Source organism: Paraburkholderia hospita, from assembly GCF_002902965.1.
Classification (GTDB): Bacteria; Pseudomonadota; Gammaproteobacteria; order Burkholderiales; family Burkholderiaceae; genus Paraburkholderia; species Paraburkholderia hospita.
Genome location: NZ_CP026107.1, coordinates 2,399,831 through 2,418,147, shown reverse-complemented (window position 1 = coordinate 2,418,147; position 18,317 = coordinate 2,399,831). Strand labels below are relative to the sequence as shown.

17 protein-coding genes are annotated in these 18,317 nt (G+C 63.2%); 8 read left to right on the top strand and 9 right to left on the bottom strand.

What is annotated here, in order from left to right:
• Positions 1–37 precede the first annotated feature (37 nt).
• Positions 38–1,621 (bottom strand): Na+/H+ antiporter, encoded by a 1,584-nt coding sequence (locus tag C2L64_RS44255; RefSeq protein WP_009771387.1) that lies wholly within the window; start codon positions 1,619–1,621, stop codon positions 38–40.
• 33 nt (positions 1,622–1,654) lie between these two features.
• Positions 1,655–2,647: a helix-turn-helix domain-containing protein gene (locus tag C2L64_RS44250; RefSeq protein WP_009771388.1), complete on the bottom strand. Its 993-nt coding sequence runs from the start codon at positions 2,645–2,647 to the stop codon at positions 1,655–1,657.
• Positions 2,648–2,837: 190 nt separating this feature from the next.
• On the opposite strand from C2L64_RS44250, the gene C2L64_RS44245 reads away from it, so the two are divergent.
• Both C2L64_RS44245 and C2L64_RS44240 read left to right on the top strand, forming a co-directional pair.
• Positions 2,838–3,260: an ester cyclase gene (locus tag C2L64_RS44245; RefSeq protein WP_009771389.1), complete on the top strand. Its 423-nt coding sequence runs from the start codon at positions 2,838–2,840 to the stop codon at positions 3,258–3,260.
• A 1-nt stretch (position 3,261) separates the two neighbouring features.
• The gene (locus C2L64_RS44240; RefSeq protein WP_007737290.1) at positions 3,262–3,885 is read left to right on the top strand and encodes a TetR/AcrR family transcriptional regulator; all 624 of its coding nucleotides are present in this window, start codon (positions 3,262–3,264) and stop codon (positions 3,883–3,885) included.
• Positions 3,886–3,904: 19 nt separating this feature from the next.
• Here C2L64_RS44240 and C2L64_RS44235 read toward each other — a convergent pair whose 3' ends face one another.
• From C2L64_RS44235 to C2L64_RS44220, 4 genes are all read right to left on the bottom strand, one after another.
• Positions 3,905–5,260 (bottom strand): epoxide hydrolase family protein, encoded by a 1,356-nt coding sequence (locus tag C2L64_RS44235; protein ID WP_009771390.1) that lies wholly within the window; start codon positions 5,258–5,260, stop codon positions 3,905–3,907.
• A gap of 249 nt (positions 5,261–5,509) precedes the next feature.
• A complete protein-coding gene (locus C2L64_RS44230) occupies positions 5,510–5,974 on the bottom strand; it encodes a MarR family winged helix-turn-helix transcriptional regulator (RefSeq protein ID WP_009771391.1) in 465 nt (154 codons plus the stop codon).
• Between the two features lie 70 nt (positions 5,975–6,044).
• Complete coding sequence (locus tag C2L64_RS44225) at positions 6,045–6,461, bottom strand: organic hydroperoxide resistance protein (RefSeq protein ID WP_007737293.1); 417 nt, start codon at positions 6,459–6,461, stop codon at positions 6,045–6,047.
• 134 nt (positions 6,462–6,595) lie between these two features.
• Positions 6,596–7,522, bottom strand: a complete 927-nt coding sequence (locus C2L64_RS44220) for a LysR family transcriptional regulator (protein WP_009771392.1) — start codon at positions 7,520–7,522, stop codon at positions 6,596–6,598.
• Between the two features lie 124 nt (positions 7,523–7,646).
• On the opposite strand from C2L64_RS44220, the gene C2L64_RS44215 reads away from it, so the two are divergent.
• A complete protein-coding gene (locus C2L64_RS44215; RefSeq protein ID WP_009771393.1) occupies positions 7,647–9,770 on the top strand; it encodes a 3-hydroxyacyl-CoA dehydrogenase NAD-binding domain-containing protein in 2,124 nt (707 codons plus the stop codon).
• A gap of 184 nt (positions 9,771–9,954) precedes the next feature.
• On the opposite strand, the gene C2L64_RS44210 is transcribed toward C2L64_RS44215, so the two are convergent.
• Complete coding sequence (locus tag C2L64_RS44210) at positions 9,955–10,227, bottom strand: hypothetical protein (RefSeq protein ID WP_007736397.1); 273 nt, start codon at positions 10,225–10,227, stop codon at positions 9,955–9,957.
• Between the two features lie 595 nt (positions 10,228–10,822).
• On the opposite strand from C2L64_RS44210, the gene C2L64_RS44205 reads away from it, so the two are divergent.
• The 5 genes from C2L64_RS44205 (at position 10,823) to C2L64_RS44185 (ending at position 16,541) form a co-directional block, all read left to right on the top strand.
• Complete coding sequence (locus C2L64_RS44205; RefSeq protein WP_009771394.1) at positions 10,823–11,224, top strand: hypothetical protein; 402 nt, start codon at positions 10,823–10,825, stop codon at positions 11,222–11,224.
• 100 nt (positions 11,225–11,324) lie between these two features.
• Positions 11,325–12,023, top strand: a complete 699-nt coding sequence (locus tag C2L64_RS44200) for a response regulator transcription factor (protein ID WP_009771395.1) — start codon at positions 11,325–11,327, stop codon at positions 12,021–12,023.
• Positions 12,020–13,438: a FecR domain-containing protein gene (locus tag C2L64_RS44195; protein ID WP_009771396.1), complete on the top strand. Its 1,419-nt coding sequence runs from the start codon at positions 12,020–12,022 to the stop codon at positions 13,436–13,438. Before C2L64_RS44200 ends, C2L64_RS44195 begins: the two co-directional genes overlap by 4 nt.
• Positions 13,438–15,882 carry a CHASE2 domain-containing protein gene (locus C2L64_RS44190; protein WP_009771397.1) on the top strand — a complete coding sequence of 815 codons (2,445 nt, stop codon included), beginning with the start codon at positions 13,438–13,440 and terminating at the stop codon, positions 15,880–15,882. The genes C2L64_RS44195 and C2L64_RS44190 overlap by 1 nt, the downstream gene beginning before the upstream one ends.
• A gap of 56 nt (positions 15,883–15,938) precedes the next feature.
• Positions 15,939–16,541, top strand: a complete 603-nt coding sequence (locus tag C2L64_RS44185; RefSeq protein WP_039903011.1) for a DUF4136 domain-containing protein — start codon at positions 15,939–15,941, stop codon at positions 16,539–16,541.
• A gap of 13 nt (positions 16,542–16,554) precedes the next feature.
• On the opposite strand, the gene C2L64_RS44180 is transcribed toward C2L64_RS44185, so the two are convergent.
• Together C2L64_RS44180 and C2L64_RS44175 are read right to left on the bottom strand one after the other, a co-directional pair.
• Entirely contained in the window at positions 16,555–17,340 is a 786-nt protein-coding gene (locus C2L64_RS44180) for a DUF899 domain-containing protein (RefSeq protein WP_039902979.1), read from the bottom strand.
• Between the two features lie 197 nt (positions 17,341–17,537).
• Entirely contained in the window at positions 17,538–18,062 is a 525-nt protein-coding gene (locus C2L64_RS44175; protein ID WP_007736385.1) for a DUF6622 family protein, read from the bottom strand.
• Positions 18,063–18,317 lie beyond the last annotated feature (255 nt).

The window sequence follows — 18,317 nt, the reverse complement described above, 5'->3', positions numbered from 1 at the left end:
GGCGGCCACGCGTCGGTGCGTGGTGCGCCTGCGGCGCCTAGCCTCGGGCGTGGCGGGACGAGATTTCCTGCAGGTCGAGATCGTGTTCCATCACGTGCAGCAGATCGTCGTGAATCAGGCCGCTCCGATGCAGGCGCAACAGTTCGACGCGGCCTGCGGCGATTGCGGCGAGGATGACGTCGTAGTGCGCTTTGCGCGCCTCCAGCGGAAAGCTCGGCGCGTGCTGGAACTCGTCCGTGAGACGCGCGCGATAGCTGTACTGTTCGAGCAGCCGCGGATGCAGGACGCTGCCGTCCGGCGCGTAGACGAGCGGCTTGATCGCTTCCAGCTGCGCTGCCTCCAGCCGTGCCCATGCCTGCATCTCATTCAGATAAGTCGACGCGTGTGCATCGCTTGCCGGTTTGACGAGCCGGATTACCATGCCGATCGTCGTGCCTTGCAGCAGCACCGTAAAAAGAATGACGACGAACGCGGAGAACAGAATCAGATCGCGGCCTGGCATTGTTTCAGGCAGCGAAAGAGCGATCGCCAGTGTTACGACGCCGCGCATACCCGCCCAACTCACGACGGCAGCGGAACGCCAGTCGGCGGGCGGCGCGGCGCGACGCGAAATGCGGTGCAGCACCGCGTTGATCGATTCGAGCGTGAACGTCCACACGCAGCGCGAAACGACGACCGTGACCACGGTCGCCATCGCGGCGGGGCCGAGCAGCGCGAGCGCATTGTCGAGGCCCCCAAGCCGCTGCATCACGCCGCGCAGCGACAGGCCGATCAGCACGAACACGAGCGCCTCGAACACGAACACGACGACTTGCCAGAACGCGGAGCCACGCGTTCGCGCGGTCGCGGAGAAGACTTCGTGCTGATGCCAGCCGAGCAGCATGCCGCAGGTCACAGTCGAGATGACGCTCGATACGCCGAGCATTTCGCCCGCGATGTAGCTGATCCACGCAGAGATCACTGAAGTCGTGATGATCAGATAGTCGTCGTCGAGCAGGCGCAGCAGACACACGACGCCATAGCCGACCACGCATCCGACCACCACACCGCCTACCGCGAGCCCCGCGAAGCTCAGCACGGCATGCGACGCGCTGAACGCGCCCGTGAGCGCGGCGGCGACGGCGAAGCGGAACAGCACGAGGCCGGCGGCGTCGTTCAGCAGGCTTTCGCCTTCGAGCAGCACCATCAGGCGGCGCGGCAGCGCGAGCCGTTCGAGCACCGCTTTCGCCGCGACGGCATCCGGCGGCGAGACGACGGCGCCGAGCGCGAAGCAGGCCGCCCACGGCAGCGACGGCACAACGACATGCACGACGACGCCGACTATCCATGTCGTGAACGCAACCGCACCGATCGCGAACAGCAGAATGGGCTTCAGATGCCGCTTGAAGTCGGTCCAGACGAAGAAGTACGCGCCATCCATCAGCAATGGCGGCAGGAAAACGATCAGCACGAGGTCGGGATCGAGCACGACGGGCGGCAGGCCGGGCGCGAACGCCATCGCGGCGCCGCCGACCAGCAACGCGGCCGCGGGCGGCAGCCGCAGACGCTTCGCGATCAGTTCGAGCGCGATGATCGCAATCAGCGAAAGCAGCACCAGCTTGAATGCCGACACAGCCGACATGGCTTCTCCTGTTGAGCGTTTGTGGCAGGGACGTTAAAGCGTGAACATCCGGAAATCGAGCGGCGACATATCGAATGCGCGGCGGAACGCGCGATTGAAATCGGACGCGCTGTTGAAGCCGAGTCCATACGCGATTTCGACCACCGCCTTGTTCGGATAGCGGCGCAGTTCGTCCGCTGCCTGGCTCAGCCGGCGGTTGCGAATATACGTTGCAAGCCCGCCTTCGCTCTCGAACAGCCGGTAGAGCGTCGGGCGCGACAGCTGCGACGCGAGCAGCACGCTTTCGGGCGAAAGATCGGGTTCATGCAGATTGGCTTCGATGTAGCGCCGGAGGGTGCCGAACACGGCGGCGCGCGCGACCGCGCGTGCACCGCCCGCGCGGCCCGTCCGCTTGCCGAACGCGGCCGCAATCAACATGGCGCAGGTTTTCAGCGCGTCGTGGAAGTCGGCGGGATTTATCGACTGACCGGTTTGGGACAACGCGGCGAGATAGCCCGGAATCAGGCGCGCGAGCGGCGAGTCGTATTCGATGACATGACCGTGAATCGACTCAGGCTCGGGTAGCACGGGCGCGAGCCATTCGCGCGGCAGGAAGATCGCCAGCAAACGGCAGTCGGTGCGTTCCATGCGCATCGGCTGCCCCATGTCCAGCGCGAGAATGCCGGGCTTGATCTGCGTGGAAACGCGCTTGGGATACATGCCCGTCTTCGTTTCGATCTGGCCATCGACGAGCACATGGAACACGAACTGGCGCGCGCTATCCGTGGAGATTCGTGCGGCGGTGCGCGTTTGCAGGATCGCGTCGGTGCGGCAGTCCATGAAGGCGAGATCCGCGGAGCGATAGCTGTCAATGGTCCCTCGAAAGCCGCTTTCCCGCTGACTCTTTGCGACGGGCACATCCAGGATATGACCGATGCGATTTCTCCAGGCGAGCAATTGCTGCTGCGGCGACTCGCTGGCGGTGCTGAAGTAGTCGTGTACGTATGGGAGCCGCGTCGGGCCGTCGGTCGGATGCTCGATCTTCAAGGCTGTGAGTGAATCCGGATGAGGTGATTCCGATTGCAGGGAAGACCGCCTGGACCGCGCTTGGATCATAGCGTCGATGTCAGACAAAATTCTACCTGAGGTTAAAACTACATTACGATCTTGTAATGAGACATGAGTCTCACTAGAATGAATTGGCAAACGGTGCGAATGCAATCGCGAGGAGCCAATCATGACGCTGACGCCTGTGCAGATGGACGGGAAGATCGAAGAGCACTTCGGTTTCGAGAGACGCGACGATGTCGAAGGCGTGCTCGCCACGCTCGCGCCGGACGTCGAGCATGACGTTGTCGGCTGGCCTGTGGGGCCGGTGCGTGGCCGTGGCGAAGTGCGGCCGTTCTACGAGGCGTTATTCGCGGATTTGTCGGAGAGCCGGGTCGAGTGCTTGCGCCGCCTGTATGGCGACGGTTTCGTCGTCGACGAATCGCTGTGGCGCGGCAAGGCGCCGGGGCGGCCATTCGGACTCGAAGGGCGAGGGCGCCCGCTGGAATTCCGAATGTTGCATGTGCTCGAGTTCGCGGAAAGCGGGCAGATCACGCGTGAGAACGTATGGGTCGATCTCGCGGCGATCATGCAGCAGTTGCCGCAGGCCTGATATGGCGGACGTCACGACCAACGGGCGCGAGAACCAGAAGCGGCGCACGCGCAAGGACTTGTTGCTGGCGGCTTCGCGTTTGATGAAGCAGGGGCGCAAGCCGAGTCTCGAGGAGATCGCGGAGGAAGCGATGGTGTCGCGCGCCACCGCATATCGTCATTTTCCGAGCATGGATGCGCTGCTGCTGGAAGCGTCACTCGATGTCGCGACGCCGGATGCGTCGACGCTGTTCGGCCCGCGCGCGTCGGATGATCCCGTGGCGCGGCTCACGCGCGTCGATACGGCGCTTCACGACATGATCCTCGCCAACGAAGCGCCGCTGCGGATGATGCTCGCGCATTCGCTGGAGCGCGTGGCGAAGGGCGATACCGACAGTGAGGTTCCGCTGCGGCAGAATCGGCGGACTGCGCTGATCGAGGCGGCGCTGGAACCTGTGCAGGATCAGTTCAAGCCCGCCGCGTTCGAAACGTTGACGCAAGCGCTCGCGCTCGTGATCGGCACCGAGGCGATGGTGGTGTTCAAAGACGTGCTCCAACTCGACGACGCGCGCGCCCGGAAAGTGAAGCGCTGGGCGATCCGCGCGTTGGTCGATGCGGCAAGGCGGGGGCGCGCAGACGGGGAGTGACGACTCCCCGCCCAACCCCCTATCGACGCAATGGCCTCAATCCTGCCCGCACTTCTTCGGCAAACAGTTGCGGCTGCTCCCATGCCGCAAAATGCCCGCCCTTGTCGAGCCGGTTGTAGTAAATGAGGTTGTGATACGCGCGCTCGGTCCAGCTACGCGGCGCCTGATAGTTCTCGCGAGGAAAGACGCTGACGGCGGCGGGGACGGACACATCGGCGGCGGCGAGGAAGTTGAAATGGGACTCCCAATAGAAGCGCGCCGCAGAGATACCCGTGTTCGTCAGCCAGTAAAGCGTGATGTCGTCGAGCACGTCGTCGAGCGTCAGCGCGCCTGACGATTCTCCATTCACGGCCCGGCCGAATACAGCGGAAGTAAGCGCCGCTGCCGGCTGCTCGTAGCCGTCGCCGTGATCGAGCAGCCAGCCGGCCAGTCCGATCGGCGAGTCCGAAATGCCATAGAGCGTTTGCGGGCGTGTTCCCATCTCCAGCGCGTAGGCGCGCCGCTTTTTGGCCGCGCTGCTCAACTGGTCGTATGCATGCTTTTCGTCGTCCGAGAGGCCGGATGGAGGCGGGTCGCCCGCCTGAAGCGCCTTGGCGATCTCGGGCGGAATCGTCGCGGGGAAGTTGACGTGGATGCCCAGCAACTCGGGCGGCGCCTGCTTGCCCATCACGTTCGCGACGACACCGCCGAGGTCGCCGCCTTGCGCCGCGAATTTGTCGTATCCGAGACGCTTCATCAGCACGACCCACGCGCGCGCCGTGCGCTCCGGGCCCCAGCCCGTCGTTGTGGGCTTGCCGGAAAAGCCATAGCCCGGCAACGACGGGATGACCAGATGAAATGCATCCGATGCGCTCGCGCCATAAGCGGTCGGGTTGACCAGCGGATCGATGATCTTGAACTGCTCGATCACCGAGCCGGGCCAGCCGTGCGTGACGATCAGCGGCATCGCGTTGGCATGCTTCGAGCGCACGTGAATGAAATGAATATCCAGTCCGTCGATCTCGGTCACGAAGTTCGGCAGCGCATTCAGCTTTGCCTCGCATTTGCGCCAGTCGTAGCCGGTGGACCAATGGCGCGCGAGTTCCTGCATCATCGCAAGCTGAACACCCTGCGTGTTGTCGGCAACCGTCTCGCGCTCGGGCCATCGCGTCGCCTTGATGCGTCGACGCAAGTCGATCAGTTGCGCGTCGGGCACATGCACACGAAGCGGACGAATCGCCGTCTTGTCGCCGCCCGTTGGCTGTGCGACTGAGGTTATCGCCTGATCTGTTTGTGCAAATGCAAGCTGGCTCAACGAACCTGCGGCGACGGTGGCCGCGGCGACACCGACAAAGCGTCGACGCGACGGCGATTGAGGAGGAAGGTGGTCTGACATAAGAACTCCGATTGGCTTTGCGCCAATGATTCCAGGTAATGGCCGCGTAGTTGCGCGAGCCATTGGACGCACGATCCGGACGCGGCGCGCGTCCGGCGAGAGCGCATTGGAACGCGCGGATGTATCGCGCGTGTTTTCTGAAACGATGCCTTTGTAGGCGCAAGTACCGGCTGGCACACAGCGGATACTTTGCGCTACGCGGACCGAACGTGCTACGTGTTGCACATACAACATCAACAACAGAAAAAATCAGCTGATTCGAGTCGGCAGGTCGCCCGCGATGCCCATCAGCGCGTTTGCGCCCGCTTCGCCAAGCAGCGACTGAGCTTTCGATTGCGCCGCCGACCACGCGGACGCGGCGTCGTGCAACAGGGCTTTGCCTTGCTTCGTGAGCGAAAGAGGGCGGCTGCGGCCGTCGTCGCCTGGCATGCCTTCGACGACCCATCCCTGCGCGACTAACGGCTGAAGATTTCGCGTCAGCGTCGAGCGATCGTGATGATTTTTGCGCCCGAGCGTGGCGCGGCTAAGCGGTCCAAATTCCATGATCAGCACCAGCAGCGTGAATTGCGACGCGTTGACGCCAAACGGCCTCAATGCTTCATCGTAGATCGCGGTCAGCACTCTTGAGATCTGCCGCGTGCGCGTGAGCAAACAGCTTTGCGCGATCTTCCGGCTGACGTTGGCACAGGTGTCGTGCCGATGGTCTGAACTCATCGTCGAGGCTCGTGTTGCATATGCAATATCGTGGCAAGGGCAGTGGTCGCACTGCCCTTCTTCATACGGCTTAAACGAGCGTGATCGTGACGCCGATGTTGCCGCGCGTTGCCTTCGAGTACGGGCAGGTTTGATGCGCGCGGTCGACCACTTCCTGGGCCACATCGCGCGGCAGGCCGGGCAGGCTCACGTTCAGGCGTGCCTGAATGAAATACGCGTTGTCGGTGGTGCCGAGATCGATTTCGGTATCGACGCTGGTGTCAGCCGGCAGCGAGATCTTCAGCGCGCGCGCAGCGCCGCCCATCGCGCCAATGAAACATGCCGACCAGCCGGCGCCAAGCAGTTGCTCGGGGTTCGTGCCCGCGCCATTGCCGCCCGGCGTCGATAGCTTGATATCGAGGCGTCCGTCTGAACTAAGTGCGGCACCTTCGCGGCCGCCCGTCGTGTGAACCTTGCCTGTGTACAGTACGTTGTCGATACGCGTCATGGTGCGTGCTCCGTTGAGTAGTTGAGGGGCAAACAATCGATGACCGTATTGAAGCGTGCGGATGTATCTCGCTTGTGTCGTGGAAACGGACGTGTGTATGCGTATGTATCCGCTGCTGCGGTGGATACATTGCGCTACAAATGGGCGGGTCGGGTCGGCATGGCGCCGCGTCCGGCCTTGCGCGCTTCGTCGAGCATGAATTCGATGAACTGCGACGTCGCGCGCGTATGGTGAAGATTCGGCATATACAGCATGTACATGTTCGTGCCGAAGATGCTGAGCCGCCACGGGTCGAGCGCCGTGACGACGTCGCCGCGCCGGATGTCGTCGTGTACGACGTAATCGGGCACGAGTCCGACGCCGAGGCCGGCGAGAATCGCCTCGCGCAGAAACAGGAAGTTCTCGGAGATGAGGCCGGGTTCAAGCAACACCTCATGCCGTTCGTCGCGCAGATACGCGGCGACGCGCAGTTGCCGGCCGACCACGGCGGACGTAATGATCGGCGCGGTGCGAAGCTCGTCGAGTTGCACAGGCATGCCATGTTGCGCGGCGTAAGCGGACGACGCGCACGCGACCCATCTCACGGGCCCCATGTCGCGCGCGACGAGATTTTGCGGCGGCTCCGACATCACGCGCACGGCAATGTCCACTTCGTCGCGTAACAGGTCTTCGACGCGGTTCTCGAACATCACGTCGAGCACGATGCCGGGATATTCGCGTTTGAAGGCGATCAGCCACGCCGACATCACCAGCTGCCCGTAGCCGCTCGGCACAGACAGACGCACGCGGCCTTGCAGGCTTTCACCGAGCGTCGATATCGATTCCTTCGCGGCCAGCAGCGAATTGCGGATCGCGCGGCCATGCTCGTAGAGCTTGAGCCCGATCTCGGTCGGCTCGACGCGGCGCGTCGTGCGCCGGACCAGTTGCAGGCCGATCGACTTTTCGAACTGGTTGAGGTGGTAGCTGACGTTGGCGCGGGTCATCTTGAGCCGCCGCGCAGCCTCGCTGAGATTGCCGGCATCGATGATCTCGACCAGCAGCGTTAGCGCGTTGACGTCCACGGCTGTCCTACTGTCAAAGATTCTTTGACACTCTGTCAATTGGCGATGCGATTGTCAATTCCCTTTGTCCCCAAGACAATCGATGGCAATTTCGTTTACATGCTGCAACGAGGAGACAAATCGTATGACGCCGACCGCCGCATCCGCATCGCCTGTTACTCATGAGCTACGCGGCACCATCCTGCTCGTCACCATCGACAATCCACCCGTCAACGCGCTGGGCGTGGACGTCCGGCGCGGCCTCGTCGCGGCGATCGAAGCCGCGGAAGCGAATCAGGCCGTGCGCGCGGTGCTGATCGTCGGCGCGGGCCGCAATTTCATCGCGGGCGCCGACATCCGCGAATTCGGTAAGCCGCCGCAAACGCCGACGCTGCCCGACGTGTGCAACCGCATCGAGACGTGCGACAAGCCTGTCGTGGTTGCGATTCATGGCGCCGCGCTCGGGGGCGGGCTCGAGATCGCGCTGGCATCGCATTATCGGATTGCGGTCGCGGGCGCGAAGCTTGGCTTGCCTGAGGTGCTTCTCGGCCTGCTGCCAGGCGCGGGCGGCACGCAGCGCGCGCCGCGCCTGATCGGCGCTGAGGCGGCTTTGTCGTTGATGCTGAGCGGCAAGCATATCGGCGAGCAGGAAGCGTTGAAGATCGGGCTTGTCGATCGCGTAGGCCAGAGCGATGACGTGCTCGCCGAGGGGCTCGCGTATGTGCAGCAACTGCTCGTCGAACATGCACCCGTGCGGCGTACGCGCGATGCGCAAGCGCTCTCGGACAAAGAGGCGGCTACGGCCGCCGTTACCACCGCGCGGGCCGACACCGCGAAGAAATCACGCGGCCTGCTGTCGCCGCTGAAGATCGTCGATTGCGTCGAGGCCGCGCTGAACCTGCCGTTCGACGATGGCCTGCGCTTCGAGCGCAAGCAATTCCTCGAATGCCTCGATAGCCCGCAGCGCGCAGCCCTCGTCCACGCGTTCCAGGCGGAAAGGGAAGTGCAGAAGGCGCCTGAAACGCGCCGCGCGCAGCCGAGGCCGATCGCGTCGGCGGGCGTGGTGGGCGGCGGCACAATGGGCGCGGGCATCGCCGTCGCATTGCTCGACGCGGGCTTGCCCGTGACGATGATCGAGCGCGACGACGAATCGCTGGCTCGCGGCCGCGCGCACATCGAAAAGGTCTACGACGGCCTGATCGCGAAAGGACGTCTGACCAGCGACGCGAAGGCGAAGAAACTCGCGCGCTTCATCGGCAGCACGTCGTACGAGGCACTCGCCGATGTCGATATCGTGATCGAAGCCGTGTTCGAAGACATGGCCGTGAAGCAGGCGGTGTTCGCGGAACTCGACCGCGTGTGCAAGCAAGGTGCCGTGCTCGCGACCAACACGTCGTATCTCGACATCGACGCGATCGCAGCCAGCATGTCGCGGCCGCAGGATGTGATCGGGCTGCACTTCTTCTCGCCCGCGCACATCATGAAGCTGCTGGAAGTCGTCGTGCCCGCGCACGTGAGCGCGGACGTCGTCGCAACGTCATTCGACCTGGCGAAGAAGCTGCGCAAGGTGCCCGTGCGCGCGGGCGTGTGCGACGGCTTCATCGGCAACCGGATGCTCGCGGTGTATCGCGCGGCGGCGGACCATCTGATGGAGGACGGCGCGTCGCCGTATCAGATCGACAAGGCCGTGCGTGAATTCGGCTTTCCGATGGGACCGTATCAGGTGATCGACCTCGCTGGCGGCGACATTGGCTGGGCGACGCGCAAGCGCCGCGCTGCGACGCGTAATCCCGATGCGCGATATGTGCAGATTCCCGATCGCCTCTGTGAGCGCGGCTGGTTCGGCCAGAAGACGAAGCGCGGTTTCTACCGCTATGACGAAGGCAAGCGCGCCGGCACGCCCGATGCGGAAGTGGAAGCGATCATCGTCGCGGAGCGCGAGCGCGCGGGTGTCACACCGCGCACGTTCAGCGACGAGCAGATCGTGCGCCGCTATATGGCCGCGATGATCAACGAAGGCGCGAACGTGATTCACGAGCGCATCGCGTTGCGGCCGCTCGATGTGGACGTGACGTTGATCAACGGCTTTGGTTTTCCGGCGTATCGCGGCGGTCCGATGCATTACGCGGATACGATCAGTTTGCCTGCGTTGCTCGCGGATATCCGTGAGTTCGAGAAGCAGGATCCGCTGTTCTGGAAGCCTTCGCCGTTGCTGGTGGAACTGGTCGAGCGCGGGGAGACGTTGGCGAGCTTGAATCAGTCTGCGTAATTCGAAATCCGAATCGGGCGACGCTTGTTAAAGATAGTCAAATCCGCCGATTCGACGTTGATGCGTTCAGCGTAAAGTCAGAGAATGAAATTGCGGTGACCGTACCGCGAGTGGCAAGTTAGAGCCGCAGCAATTGCGCTGCGGCTTCTTTTTTTCTGCGCCGCAAATGACAGGGGTCTCGCTGCTATTGCGCGGCAGTGAGTCTCGGACCCGACCGAGATGGCTGCATCAATTCCTGCTGACCTTTGCGCTGATCAGAAACCGCTTCGATGCCCTGTCTCGTGACATCTTCGAGAAAGAGCAGTCGCGCGCGGAAATATTCAGCGCGCAACTGTGCGTCCATGACCTGTTGTTCCGCGCGGAACAATTCCATGCGCAATTCATGAAGCGCGCGTTCGGCCTGTTTCTCGGGAGTCGGAGCGTGGCGTGCTGCCCAGTTTGCAATCCACATCAGCATGATGAACCCCTCGCATTTCAGCTGGCATTGCTCAAGCTGCGATTAGTTGCAGCGCCTTGTCACATACCACCTTGCACGGCTGGCACATCGGCAGACTACCAAAACGGCGCGAGCCAGTTTGCTAAATAATGTTAGTGAAGTTTCGACCGCATGAAGCGCATTTTTAATGACTTCGCTTTCGAGCGCTTTCATGACTTGACAATTGCTAAAAGTTTTCAAGCAATGAATCTCATATAGTACGGGCACGGTTTCGAATCGAAGCCCGTCAGAATTCAAAAGGCAGCAATCAGGGAGAACGGGTGCTTCACATTCCTTTCCGGAATGATGGTTGAGAGACTTACAAAGTCTTGCATGCCAATTTACAAATCGAACGGGGTGAAGTACGACAGCTACATGACAGCGGGGGAAGACCAACCAACACCTCCCGACCGGGCGCGCACCACGATCTGACAATCTTTAAATGATTTTATTGCGCCCTCTTTTTATACTGTCCCTCTCAATTGTTGAAAAACGTTGATGCCGGATGGCGATTCGCGGGCAAACGGGGTAAGTCGGCGCAGTGGATCTGAATCGTCGTTGCATATCGAGGGATCGGATGTTTTTCAGACCAGGCACCACGCGGATTCCTTTCAAGACGGGCAAGCGCACGCGCAAACGCAGCGGCTATCCGCAGCGAATCGAACTCGATCCTGCGACCGATTCGCACGCTCGCGCGGCAACCGAGACGTATGCGGATTCGTGTGCGTCCGAGATGCCGTGGCTGGCCGAGTGGCTGCGCGATTCCTCGGCAGGCGGCAATGCGGGTCTGACGCATTGCGCGTCGACAGTTCGCCGCGTGTTCGGTCTCGCACAGGAATGGGCGGCGCGCGAGCCGGACTACGCGCATGCCGCGTGGGAACATGTGCGGCTTCACCTCGAGGCGGCGCTGACTGCGCATCTGTGGTCGAAAGATAACAGTGACGATGACGTGGTGGCCTTGACGGGCGTGCAAGCCTAGGCGCGACAGACGACACGGCGATCACGTCAGCATGTCCACGGAGCGAGCCCAGGCGCGCTTGCTCCGCTGGCCCGATGAATGATTTCGCGTGCGGGGATCTATGAGAATTGCAGTCCTGGACGATGACGTGGCGCAAGCCGATCTGGTCTGCCAGTCGCTGGCGATCGATGGACACGATTGCCATGCGTTCGCCGAAGGCCGCGCGCTCGTCAAGCACCTGCGCCGTCAAACGTTCGACCTTCTCGTGCTCGACTGGAACGTGCCCGACATGTCGGGCGAAGAGGTGCTGCACTGGGTGCGTCAAAGCCTGTCCGATCGCCTGCCCGTGTTGTTCATGACGAGCCGCAGCCGCGAAACGGATATCGCGTCGATGCTGAACAAAGGCGCGGACGACTACGTCGTGAAGCCCGTCGCATCGGGCGTGCTGCTCGCGCGTGTGCGATCGCTGCTGCGCCGCGCTTATCAACTCAACCAGATGGCGACGAAAGAAAGCTTCGGGGAATTCGAGTTCGAGCTGGGATCGAAACAGGTTGTCGCGCGCGGCACGCCCGTCACGCTGACGCAAAAGGAGTTCGAGCTCGCGCTGCTGCTGTTCCGGCATCTGAGCCAGCCGCTGTCGCGCGCGCATATTCTCGAAGCGATCTGGCGGCAGGACGTCGACATTCCATCGCGCACGATGGACACCCACGTGTCGATGCTGCGCGCCAAGCTCGGCCTGCGCCCTGAGCACGGCTACCGGTTGACTCCCATCTACGGCTACGGCTACCGGCTGGAACGGATCGAAAAGGGGGATGCGTGACGGTGGCTGTACCGAGCAACACGCCGCGTGCGCTTTCGTGGGGGGCGCGGCGCACTTCCGGCATCATTGCGTTTCTGGTCGCAGCTTCGGGCCTGCTGCCTGCCAGCTCGAACGCGCAGCCATCCAATGCGCATGCAACTGCGGCGACGGCAATCTACGTGACGCGGCCAGGCGACACGCTGTACGACGTCGCTGATCACTATCTGCGCGATCCGCGCGACTGGGCCGTGCTGCGCAAGCTGAATCATGTCGCCGATCCGCTGCATCTTCAGCCAGGTGTGCAGTTGCGTTTGCCCATTGCATTGCTGAAGCAGGAGCCGCGCTCGGCGCGGGTCGTCGCCGTGAGCGGTCCCGCTGGGCACGCGTTCAGACAGAATCCGTTCGCGCCCGTCACGGTCGGCATGGTGCTCGTCGAAGGCGACCGCGTGCAGACGGGGCACAACGGCTTCGTCACGCTGGAACTCGATGACGGCTCGCATGTGTCCGTGCCTCAGGACAGCACGATCGAAATCGGCGCGCTGCGGCAGACCGTGCTGACGGGCGCGAAAGATCGCGTGATCGACCTGAAGCGGGGCGAGGTCGATAGCGAGGTCAACCATGCGACGAAGAAGGACGATCGCTTCCAGATCCGTTCGCCGTCGGTGGTGGCGGGCGTGCGCGGCACGCGCTTTCGCGTGAGCTACGACGGCGACGAACAATCGACAGCCGTCGCCGTGCTCGACGGCGCGGTCGGCGTCGATGCGGCGCGCATGCGGCCGCGCGCGCCGGGCGTGCCGTTGCAGGCATCGACGCAACTGATTGGCGCACATTTCGGCAGCGTTACGCGTTCGACGGGCGGCGTCGGCGGGCCGGTGGCCTTGCTGCCCGCGCCCGCGCTGGTGGACCCGGGCAAGGTGCAGGACGACAAGGACGTCGCGTTCGATCTCGTGCCCGACGCGAACGCCCGCGCGTACCGCGTGCAGATCGCGCGCGACGCCGATCTGTTCGACCTGATCCGCGACCAGCGCGTGAACGTGCCGCACGCAACGTTCGGCGACTTGCCTGACGGCAACTACTTCGTGCGCATTTCGTCGATCGACGGTATGGGCCTCGAAGGCTTGCCGCATATCTATGCGTTCGAGCGCCGCCAGTTTGGACTCGATGTCTCTGCCGGGCTGCGTGCCGGCAGCCGCGACTTCGAGTTCCGCTGGCTCGCAAGCCGCACAGGTGTCGAGACCCGCTTCCGCTTCGTGCTGGCTACGACAGCGGATCTGCGCGAGCCGCTCGTCGACCGCACGGATCTCGCGGCGGGGCAGATCGTCGTCTCCGATCTGCCGCCGGGCGACTACTACTGGACCGTGATCGCCGAGCAGTTCGACAACGGCCAGCTATACCAGAAGGGCAGCGCGATCCGCTCATTTACACTGGCACGGTGATGACCACCAGCGGCCCGCGCATGAGTTTCGATCCGCGCATACGTCTTGGGCGGCCAGTCGGGCGCCGCTTCCTGTTCGAATGGCTGTGCATCGGCTGCCTCGGCATCCTGGTGATTCTCGCCGGCTCGCTCGGCAGGCTGACGGCGAGTGTCGATCATCTCGTCTATGACGGCTTCCTGCGCTTGCGTGCGCAACCGGTGCTGCCCGATGTCGCCGTCGTCGAAATCGACAATGCGAGCATTGCGCGGCTCGGCCGTTGGCCCTGGCCACGCGCCGTGCATGCGCAACTGCTCGACGAAATCGCGAAGGCCAAACCGGCGGCCGTGGTCTACGACGTGCTCTTCACCGAGCCCGCGCCGGACGACGCGCAACTGGCGCGCGCGGTCGCCGCGACGCCGACGTATCTACCGATTCTCCTTTCTCCCGCGGATGCCAACGGCGAGCGCGTCGCCGTCAAGCCGGTCGAGCCGCTCGCGAGCGCCGCTGCGGGACTCGGCCATATCAACCTCGAAGTGGACGCCGATGGCATCGTGCGCAGTGTCGCGCTGTTCGAAGGCGACGCGCATATGCGCTGGCCGCAGTTGATGGTGTCCGTATGGCGCGCGATCAAGGGCGGCATGGTGAAGCTGGCGCATCCCGCGAGCGTTGCAGCGGACGTGCCCGACCGCACCTCGATCGCAGGCAATGACGAAGCACGCGTACTGATCCCGTTCAGCCCGCTCGCGCAGACCTATCCGAAGGTGTCGTTTGCCAGTGTGCTTGCGGGCGACGTGCCGCGCGACATGCTGCGCGGCAAGATCGTGCTGATCGGCGTGACGGCATCGGGCCTCTACGACCGGTTCTCGACGCCTGTGTCGGGCCGGCTCGGGCCGCTGCCCGGCGTCTACATTCATGCGAACGTGCTCGATACGCTCGTGACAGGCCGCGCGATCGATCCCGTCAACGGACTGTGGGTGTTCGCGGTGTCGCTGGTGCCGCTCGGCGTGCTGCTCGCGGGCCTGCTCGTGCTGTCGCCGCTGCGCTCGCTGCTGATGACGATCGTGCTCTGCGCAACGATGCTCGGTCTCAGCGCGGCGCTGCTTTACGGCATGCGGTTATGGATGTCGCCCGTGCCTGCGATCGTTGGACTGGCGGCCGTTTATCCGATCTGGAACTGGCGGCGGCTCGAAATGACGATGTCGTATCTGCGCAAGGAACTGCAGCGCCTCGCCGACGAGCCGCATCTGTTGCCCGAAGCGCCGCAACGCAGCCGTGAATTTCGCGGCGACGCGCTCGCGCAGCAGATGGCGCTGATGGCGCAGGCGGCGCGCCGCGTGCAGGACATGAAGCGCTTCGTGTGGAATAGCCTCGATAGCGTGCCGGAGCCGATTCTCGTCAGCGACGTGCATGGTGTCGTGCTGATCGCGAACCACGCGGCGAAGGCGTATTTCGAGCGGCTCGGCGCGGCGACGCCTGAAGGCACGCAACTGCGCCACGTGCTTGGCGATCTTGCATTCGTGAAGGCGATCGGTTCCCGCGCGGAGGCCGATGCGCTCGGACGCACGCATTGGCCCGCGCTGCTCGATCCCGGCCGCATCGCTTTCGCGGAGATGATGGAGCGGGGCATCGAGGTCCGCGATCGCAACCAGCGCGATCATCTGTTGCGTTACGCGAAGTGCACTGATGCGCAAGGCGTGGTGATCGGATGGATCGCGGGTCTTGTCGACGTGACAGCCGTGCACGCAGCCGAACGGCTGCGCGAAGACGCGTTGCGTCTGCTGTCGCATGACATGCGTTCGCCGCAGGCATCGATCCTTGCGCTCGTCGAACTCGAACGCGCGCGCACGCCCGACTCCGAACGCTTGCGCGAATTGCTGAACCGGGTCGAGCGATACGCGCAGCGGGCCTTGATGCTCGCCGACGATTTCGTGCAACTGGCGCGCGCCGAATCCCAGGCTTATTCGTTCGAACCCGTGAGTCTCGTCGAACTCGTAATCGACGCAAGCGATGAAGTGTGGCCTCAGGCGCAAGCCAGGCACATTCGCCTTGAAGCCGCGTACGACGAACAGGGCGACGGCCACTGGATCAACGCGGACCGCTCACTGATGACGCGCGCGCTCGTCAACATCCTGAACAACGCTGTGAAATATAGCCCACCCGAAACGCGTATTACGTGCACGGTCGCGCAGGATGAACCTGCGTCGGGCGAATGGCCGGCGCGGGTGCGCTGCACGGTCCGCGACGAAGGCTACGGGATGTCGGCCGAAAACCAGGCGCATCTGTTCGAACGGTTTCAACGCTTTCACGAGGTCGAACGGCCAGAAGCGACGGGTACGGGGCTTGGCATGGCTTTCGTGAAAGCCGTTGTGACGCGGCACGGCGGCGATGTGCACGTGGAAAGCGCGCTCGGGCAAGGCACGGCGTTCACGATCACGCTGCCCGCGCTCGATGAGACGAACGCTTGAACAACTCGAGCGCTCAATGCGCACATGAATCTGTATTCGATCGAAGCGAGAAGAACGTGAAGAAGACGCTATGTGGTGCTGCCGTCGTTGTCGCGAGCGTGGCGGGTCTCGCCGGATGCGCGGGCGTGACGACGGACGTTCAGGTGTCGGGAACGCCCGTCGTGCTACAGGGCGAGCGCACCTATGCGATCGTGCAGACGCCGTCGCAGGAAACGGGCGCCGCGCGCGAGCAGTACGAGGCGCTGATTCACAGCGAGCTTGGCAATTACGGGCTTGTCGATCGATCGGCGGAGCGCGCGAGCTATATGCTCTCGCTTGCGTACGATACGCGGCCGGCCGCAGTCGGCGTGATCGCGGGCGACTGCGCGGATTCAGCCTGCAATGGCGTTGCGAAGCCAGGCTTCTCGCTCTTCGGGCGCGAGTATCAACATTCGATGACCTTGCGCCTCTTCGACGCCGCGACCGGCAAGGAAGTCTACAAGGTCACGGCGACGAGCCGCGACCGCAATGCCGACGCGCTGCATCACATTCCATGGCTCGTCAAAAGCGCGTTTGCGCAGTTTCCGTTTGCCGGATACGGAAGCTGGCGCGTGAAACTGCGCAACGGCGAAGCGGCGGGCAGGCCGGAAGTGGTCACGGTGAAGCAGATCGACAGGTGACGCGGCCCGGCGCTCACGTCTCAGGCTTGTTCCTGAATGCCGCCTCGCCCGCGTCCGACACCTCGACCCACTTCCTGTCGGGCGGCGCGTCGTCGACATAGCTGTCGTGCCAGTTCCACCACTTGTAGGTCGGCGTCTGCGGATAGCCTTCGGGCGAATCTTCCCAGACCTCTTGCCTGCCGAGCGGCGTGATGTCGAGATAGTTCCACGTGCCGCCCATCTGCTCGTCGCCGCGATTGTTGATGAAGTAGGTGCGGAATATCCGGTTGTCGTCGCGATAAAACACGTTCGTGCCGTGCCATTCGCCGACGCCGAAGTCGGTGTCGAAGCTGTCCGTGATCGTGAACCAAGGGATCTGCCAGCCCATACGCGCCTTCAGCCGCGCGATGTCCGCCTGAGGCGCGCGCGAAACGAAAACGAGCGTCGTGTCGCGGGCGTTCAGGTGGGCGATATGAGCGACCTGGTCGGCCACCATCGAGCATCCGCGACACGCATGCTCGGGCCATCCAAACACGCCCGGTTCATAAAACGCGCGATACACGATCAGTTGACGCCGGCCGTCGAACAGATCGGGCAGACTGAGCTTGCCCGATGGCCCTTCGAATGCGTAGGTCTTGTCGACGGTCATCCACGGCATGCGGCGGCGTTCGGCGGCGAGGGCGTCGCGGGCTCGCGTGTGGGCTTTTTCCTTCACGAGCAATTGCTCGCGCGCGGTTTCCCATTCTTGCGACGATACGACGGGTGGTGTGCGCATCGCCCGTTGTCCGCATTTGCTTCCGTTTTCGTCCGATGTAGTCATGGCGCTTGCGACCTCCTGATTTGAACAAGTTGCCGCGCCTCGGGGATGAGGCACGGCTTCGTTGGTTGTTCATCGCGCGTTGCTTGCCGTGAGACAGTCTGGACCCGGAAAGCGAACGCTGGGAGTAACAAGTATGGCGATATTTTTGTCGGAGTCGTGGGGCGCAACGGACGTGCCCGCTTCCCAGATTCCCTCGCTTACGCGCCTTGCGAGCAGGTCCGGAGAATGCGGCGCGCGCTCATGGCTCGCCAGTAGGTCAGGAAACGACCGGCGAACATCCCTGCGACGGCACCTGATACGGCTGCACTGATCAACATATACGTGCCGAGCGACGCGAGACTGGTTGCCGTCGCCAGCTCGACGCCGAGCCAGAACTTGGCCGCGAAGGTGATGACGATCAGCGCCAGCGGCAGCATGGAACCGGGCAGCATCACGGTGTTCGCGATCGGATCGACGATGAAGCGCGTGCGGCTCGCCATGAACACGCCACCCGCGACGCCCGCCAGCGCGGCGACCACCCAGACGATCGCGTCGGCCCAACCTGTCAGCGGGTCTGTCACCAGGTGCGCAATGCCCCAGACCGCGAAGACGAGCGGCACGATGGCCAGGCGGGAAAGCGGCGCGGTGCCGCTGTTCATGGCCTTGAACCCGCGCGAAAGCAGGTAGACGAGCAACACCCAAACCCAGATGGGCGTACCGTGAATGATGGCTGCGAATGACATGATGATCTCCTTCAGACGAATGCGTCAGACGAAATGTTTTCGGATCGGTGATGACGGACTTCACTAGCGAATGACGTGCATCGTATAGACGGGGAATTAGCGAAGAATGAGGGTGCCTGCTTCGGCCGAAATCAGGCTCGATCCAGGCGGAATCAGGCAAAAACCGGCGGTGCGATAAAAAATCTCTCGAACGTCCGCTGTATCGACTGGATTTTGCGGGAACGGGCGGGCTGCAAATTTTGGCTATCAGGGCGC

Excerpts from the sequence above, each read along its gene's own strand:
- C2L64_RS44255 (WP_009771387.1), bottom strand. The coding sequence starts at position 1,621 with ATGTCGGCTGTGTCGGCATTCAAGCTGGTGCTGCTTTCGCTGATTGCG.
- C2L64_RS44245 (WP_009771389.1), top strand. The coding sequence starts at position 2,838 with ATGACGCTGACGCCTGTGCAGATGGACGGGAAGATCGAAGAGCACTTC.
- C2L64_RS44240 (WP_007737290.1), top strand. The coding sequence starts at position 3,262 with ATGGCGGACGTCACGACCAACGGGCGCGAGAACCAGAAGCGGCGCACG.
- C2L64_RS44235 (WP_009771390.1), bottom strand. The coding sequence starts at position 5,260 with ATGTCAGACCACCTTCCTCCTCAATCGCCGTCGCGTCGACGCTTTGTC.
- C2L64_RS44230 (WP_009771391.1), bottom strand. The coding sequence starts at position 5,974 with ATGAGTTCAGACCATCGGCACGACACCTGTGCCAACGTCAGCCGGAAG.
- C2L64_RS44225 (WP_007737293.1), bottom strand. The coding sequence starts at position 6,461 with ATGACGCGTATCGACAACGTACTGTACACAGGCAAGGTTCACACGACG.
- C2L64_RS44215 (WP_009771393.1), top strand. The coding sequence starts at position 7,647 with ATGACGCCGACCGCCGCATCCGCATCGCCTGTTACTCATGAGCTACGC.
- C2L64_RS44210 (WP_007736397.1), bottom strand. The coding sequence starts at position 10,227 with ATGCTGATGTGGATTGCAAACTGGGCAGCACGCCACGCTCCGACTCCC.
- C2L64_RS44205 (WP_009771394.1), top strand. The coding sequence starts at position 10,823 with ATGTTTTTCAGACCAGGCACCACGCGGATTCCTTTCAAGACGGGCAAG.
- C2L64_RS44200 (WP_009771395.1), top strand. The coding sequence starts at position 11,325 with ATGAGAATTGCAGTCCTGGACGATGACGTGGCGCAAGCCGATCTGGTC.
- C2L64_RS44190 (WP_009771397.1), top strand. The coding sequence starts at position 13,438 with ATGACCACCAGCGGCCCGCGCATGAGTTTCGATCCGCGCATACGTCTT.
- C2L64_RS44180 (WP_039902979.1), bottom strand. The coding sequence starts at position 17,340 with ATGACTACATCGGACGAAAACGGAAGCAAATGCGGACAACGGGCGATG.
- C2L64_RS44175 (WP_007736385.1), bottom strand. The coding sequence starts at position 18,062 with ATGTCATTCGCAGCCATCATTCACGGTACGCCCATCTGGGTTTGGGTG.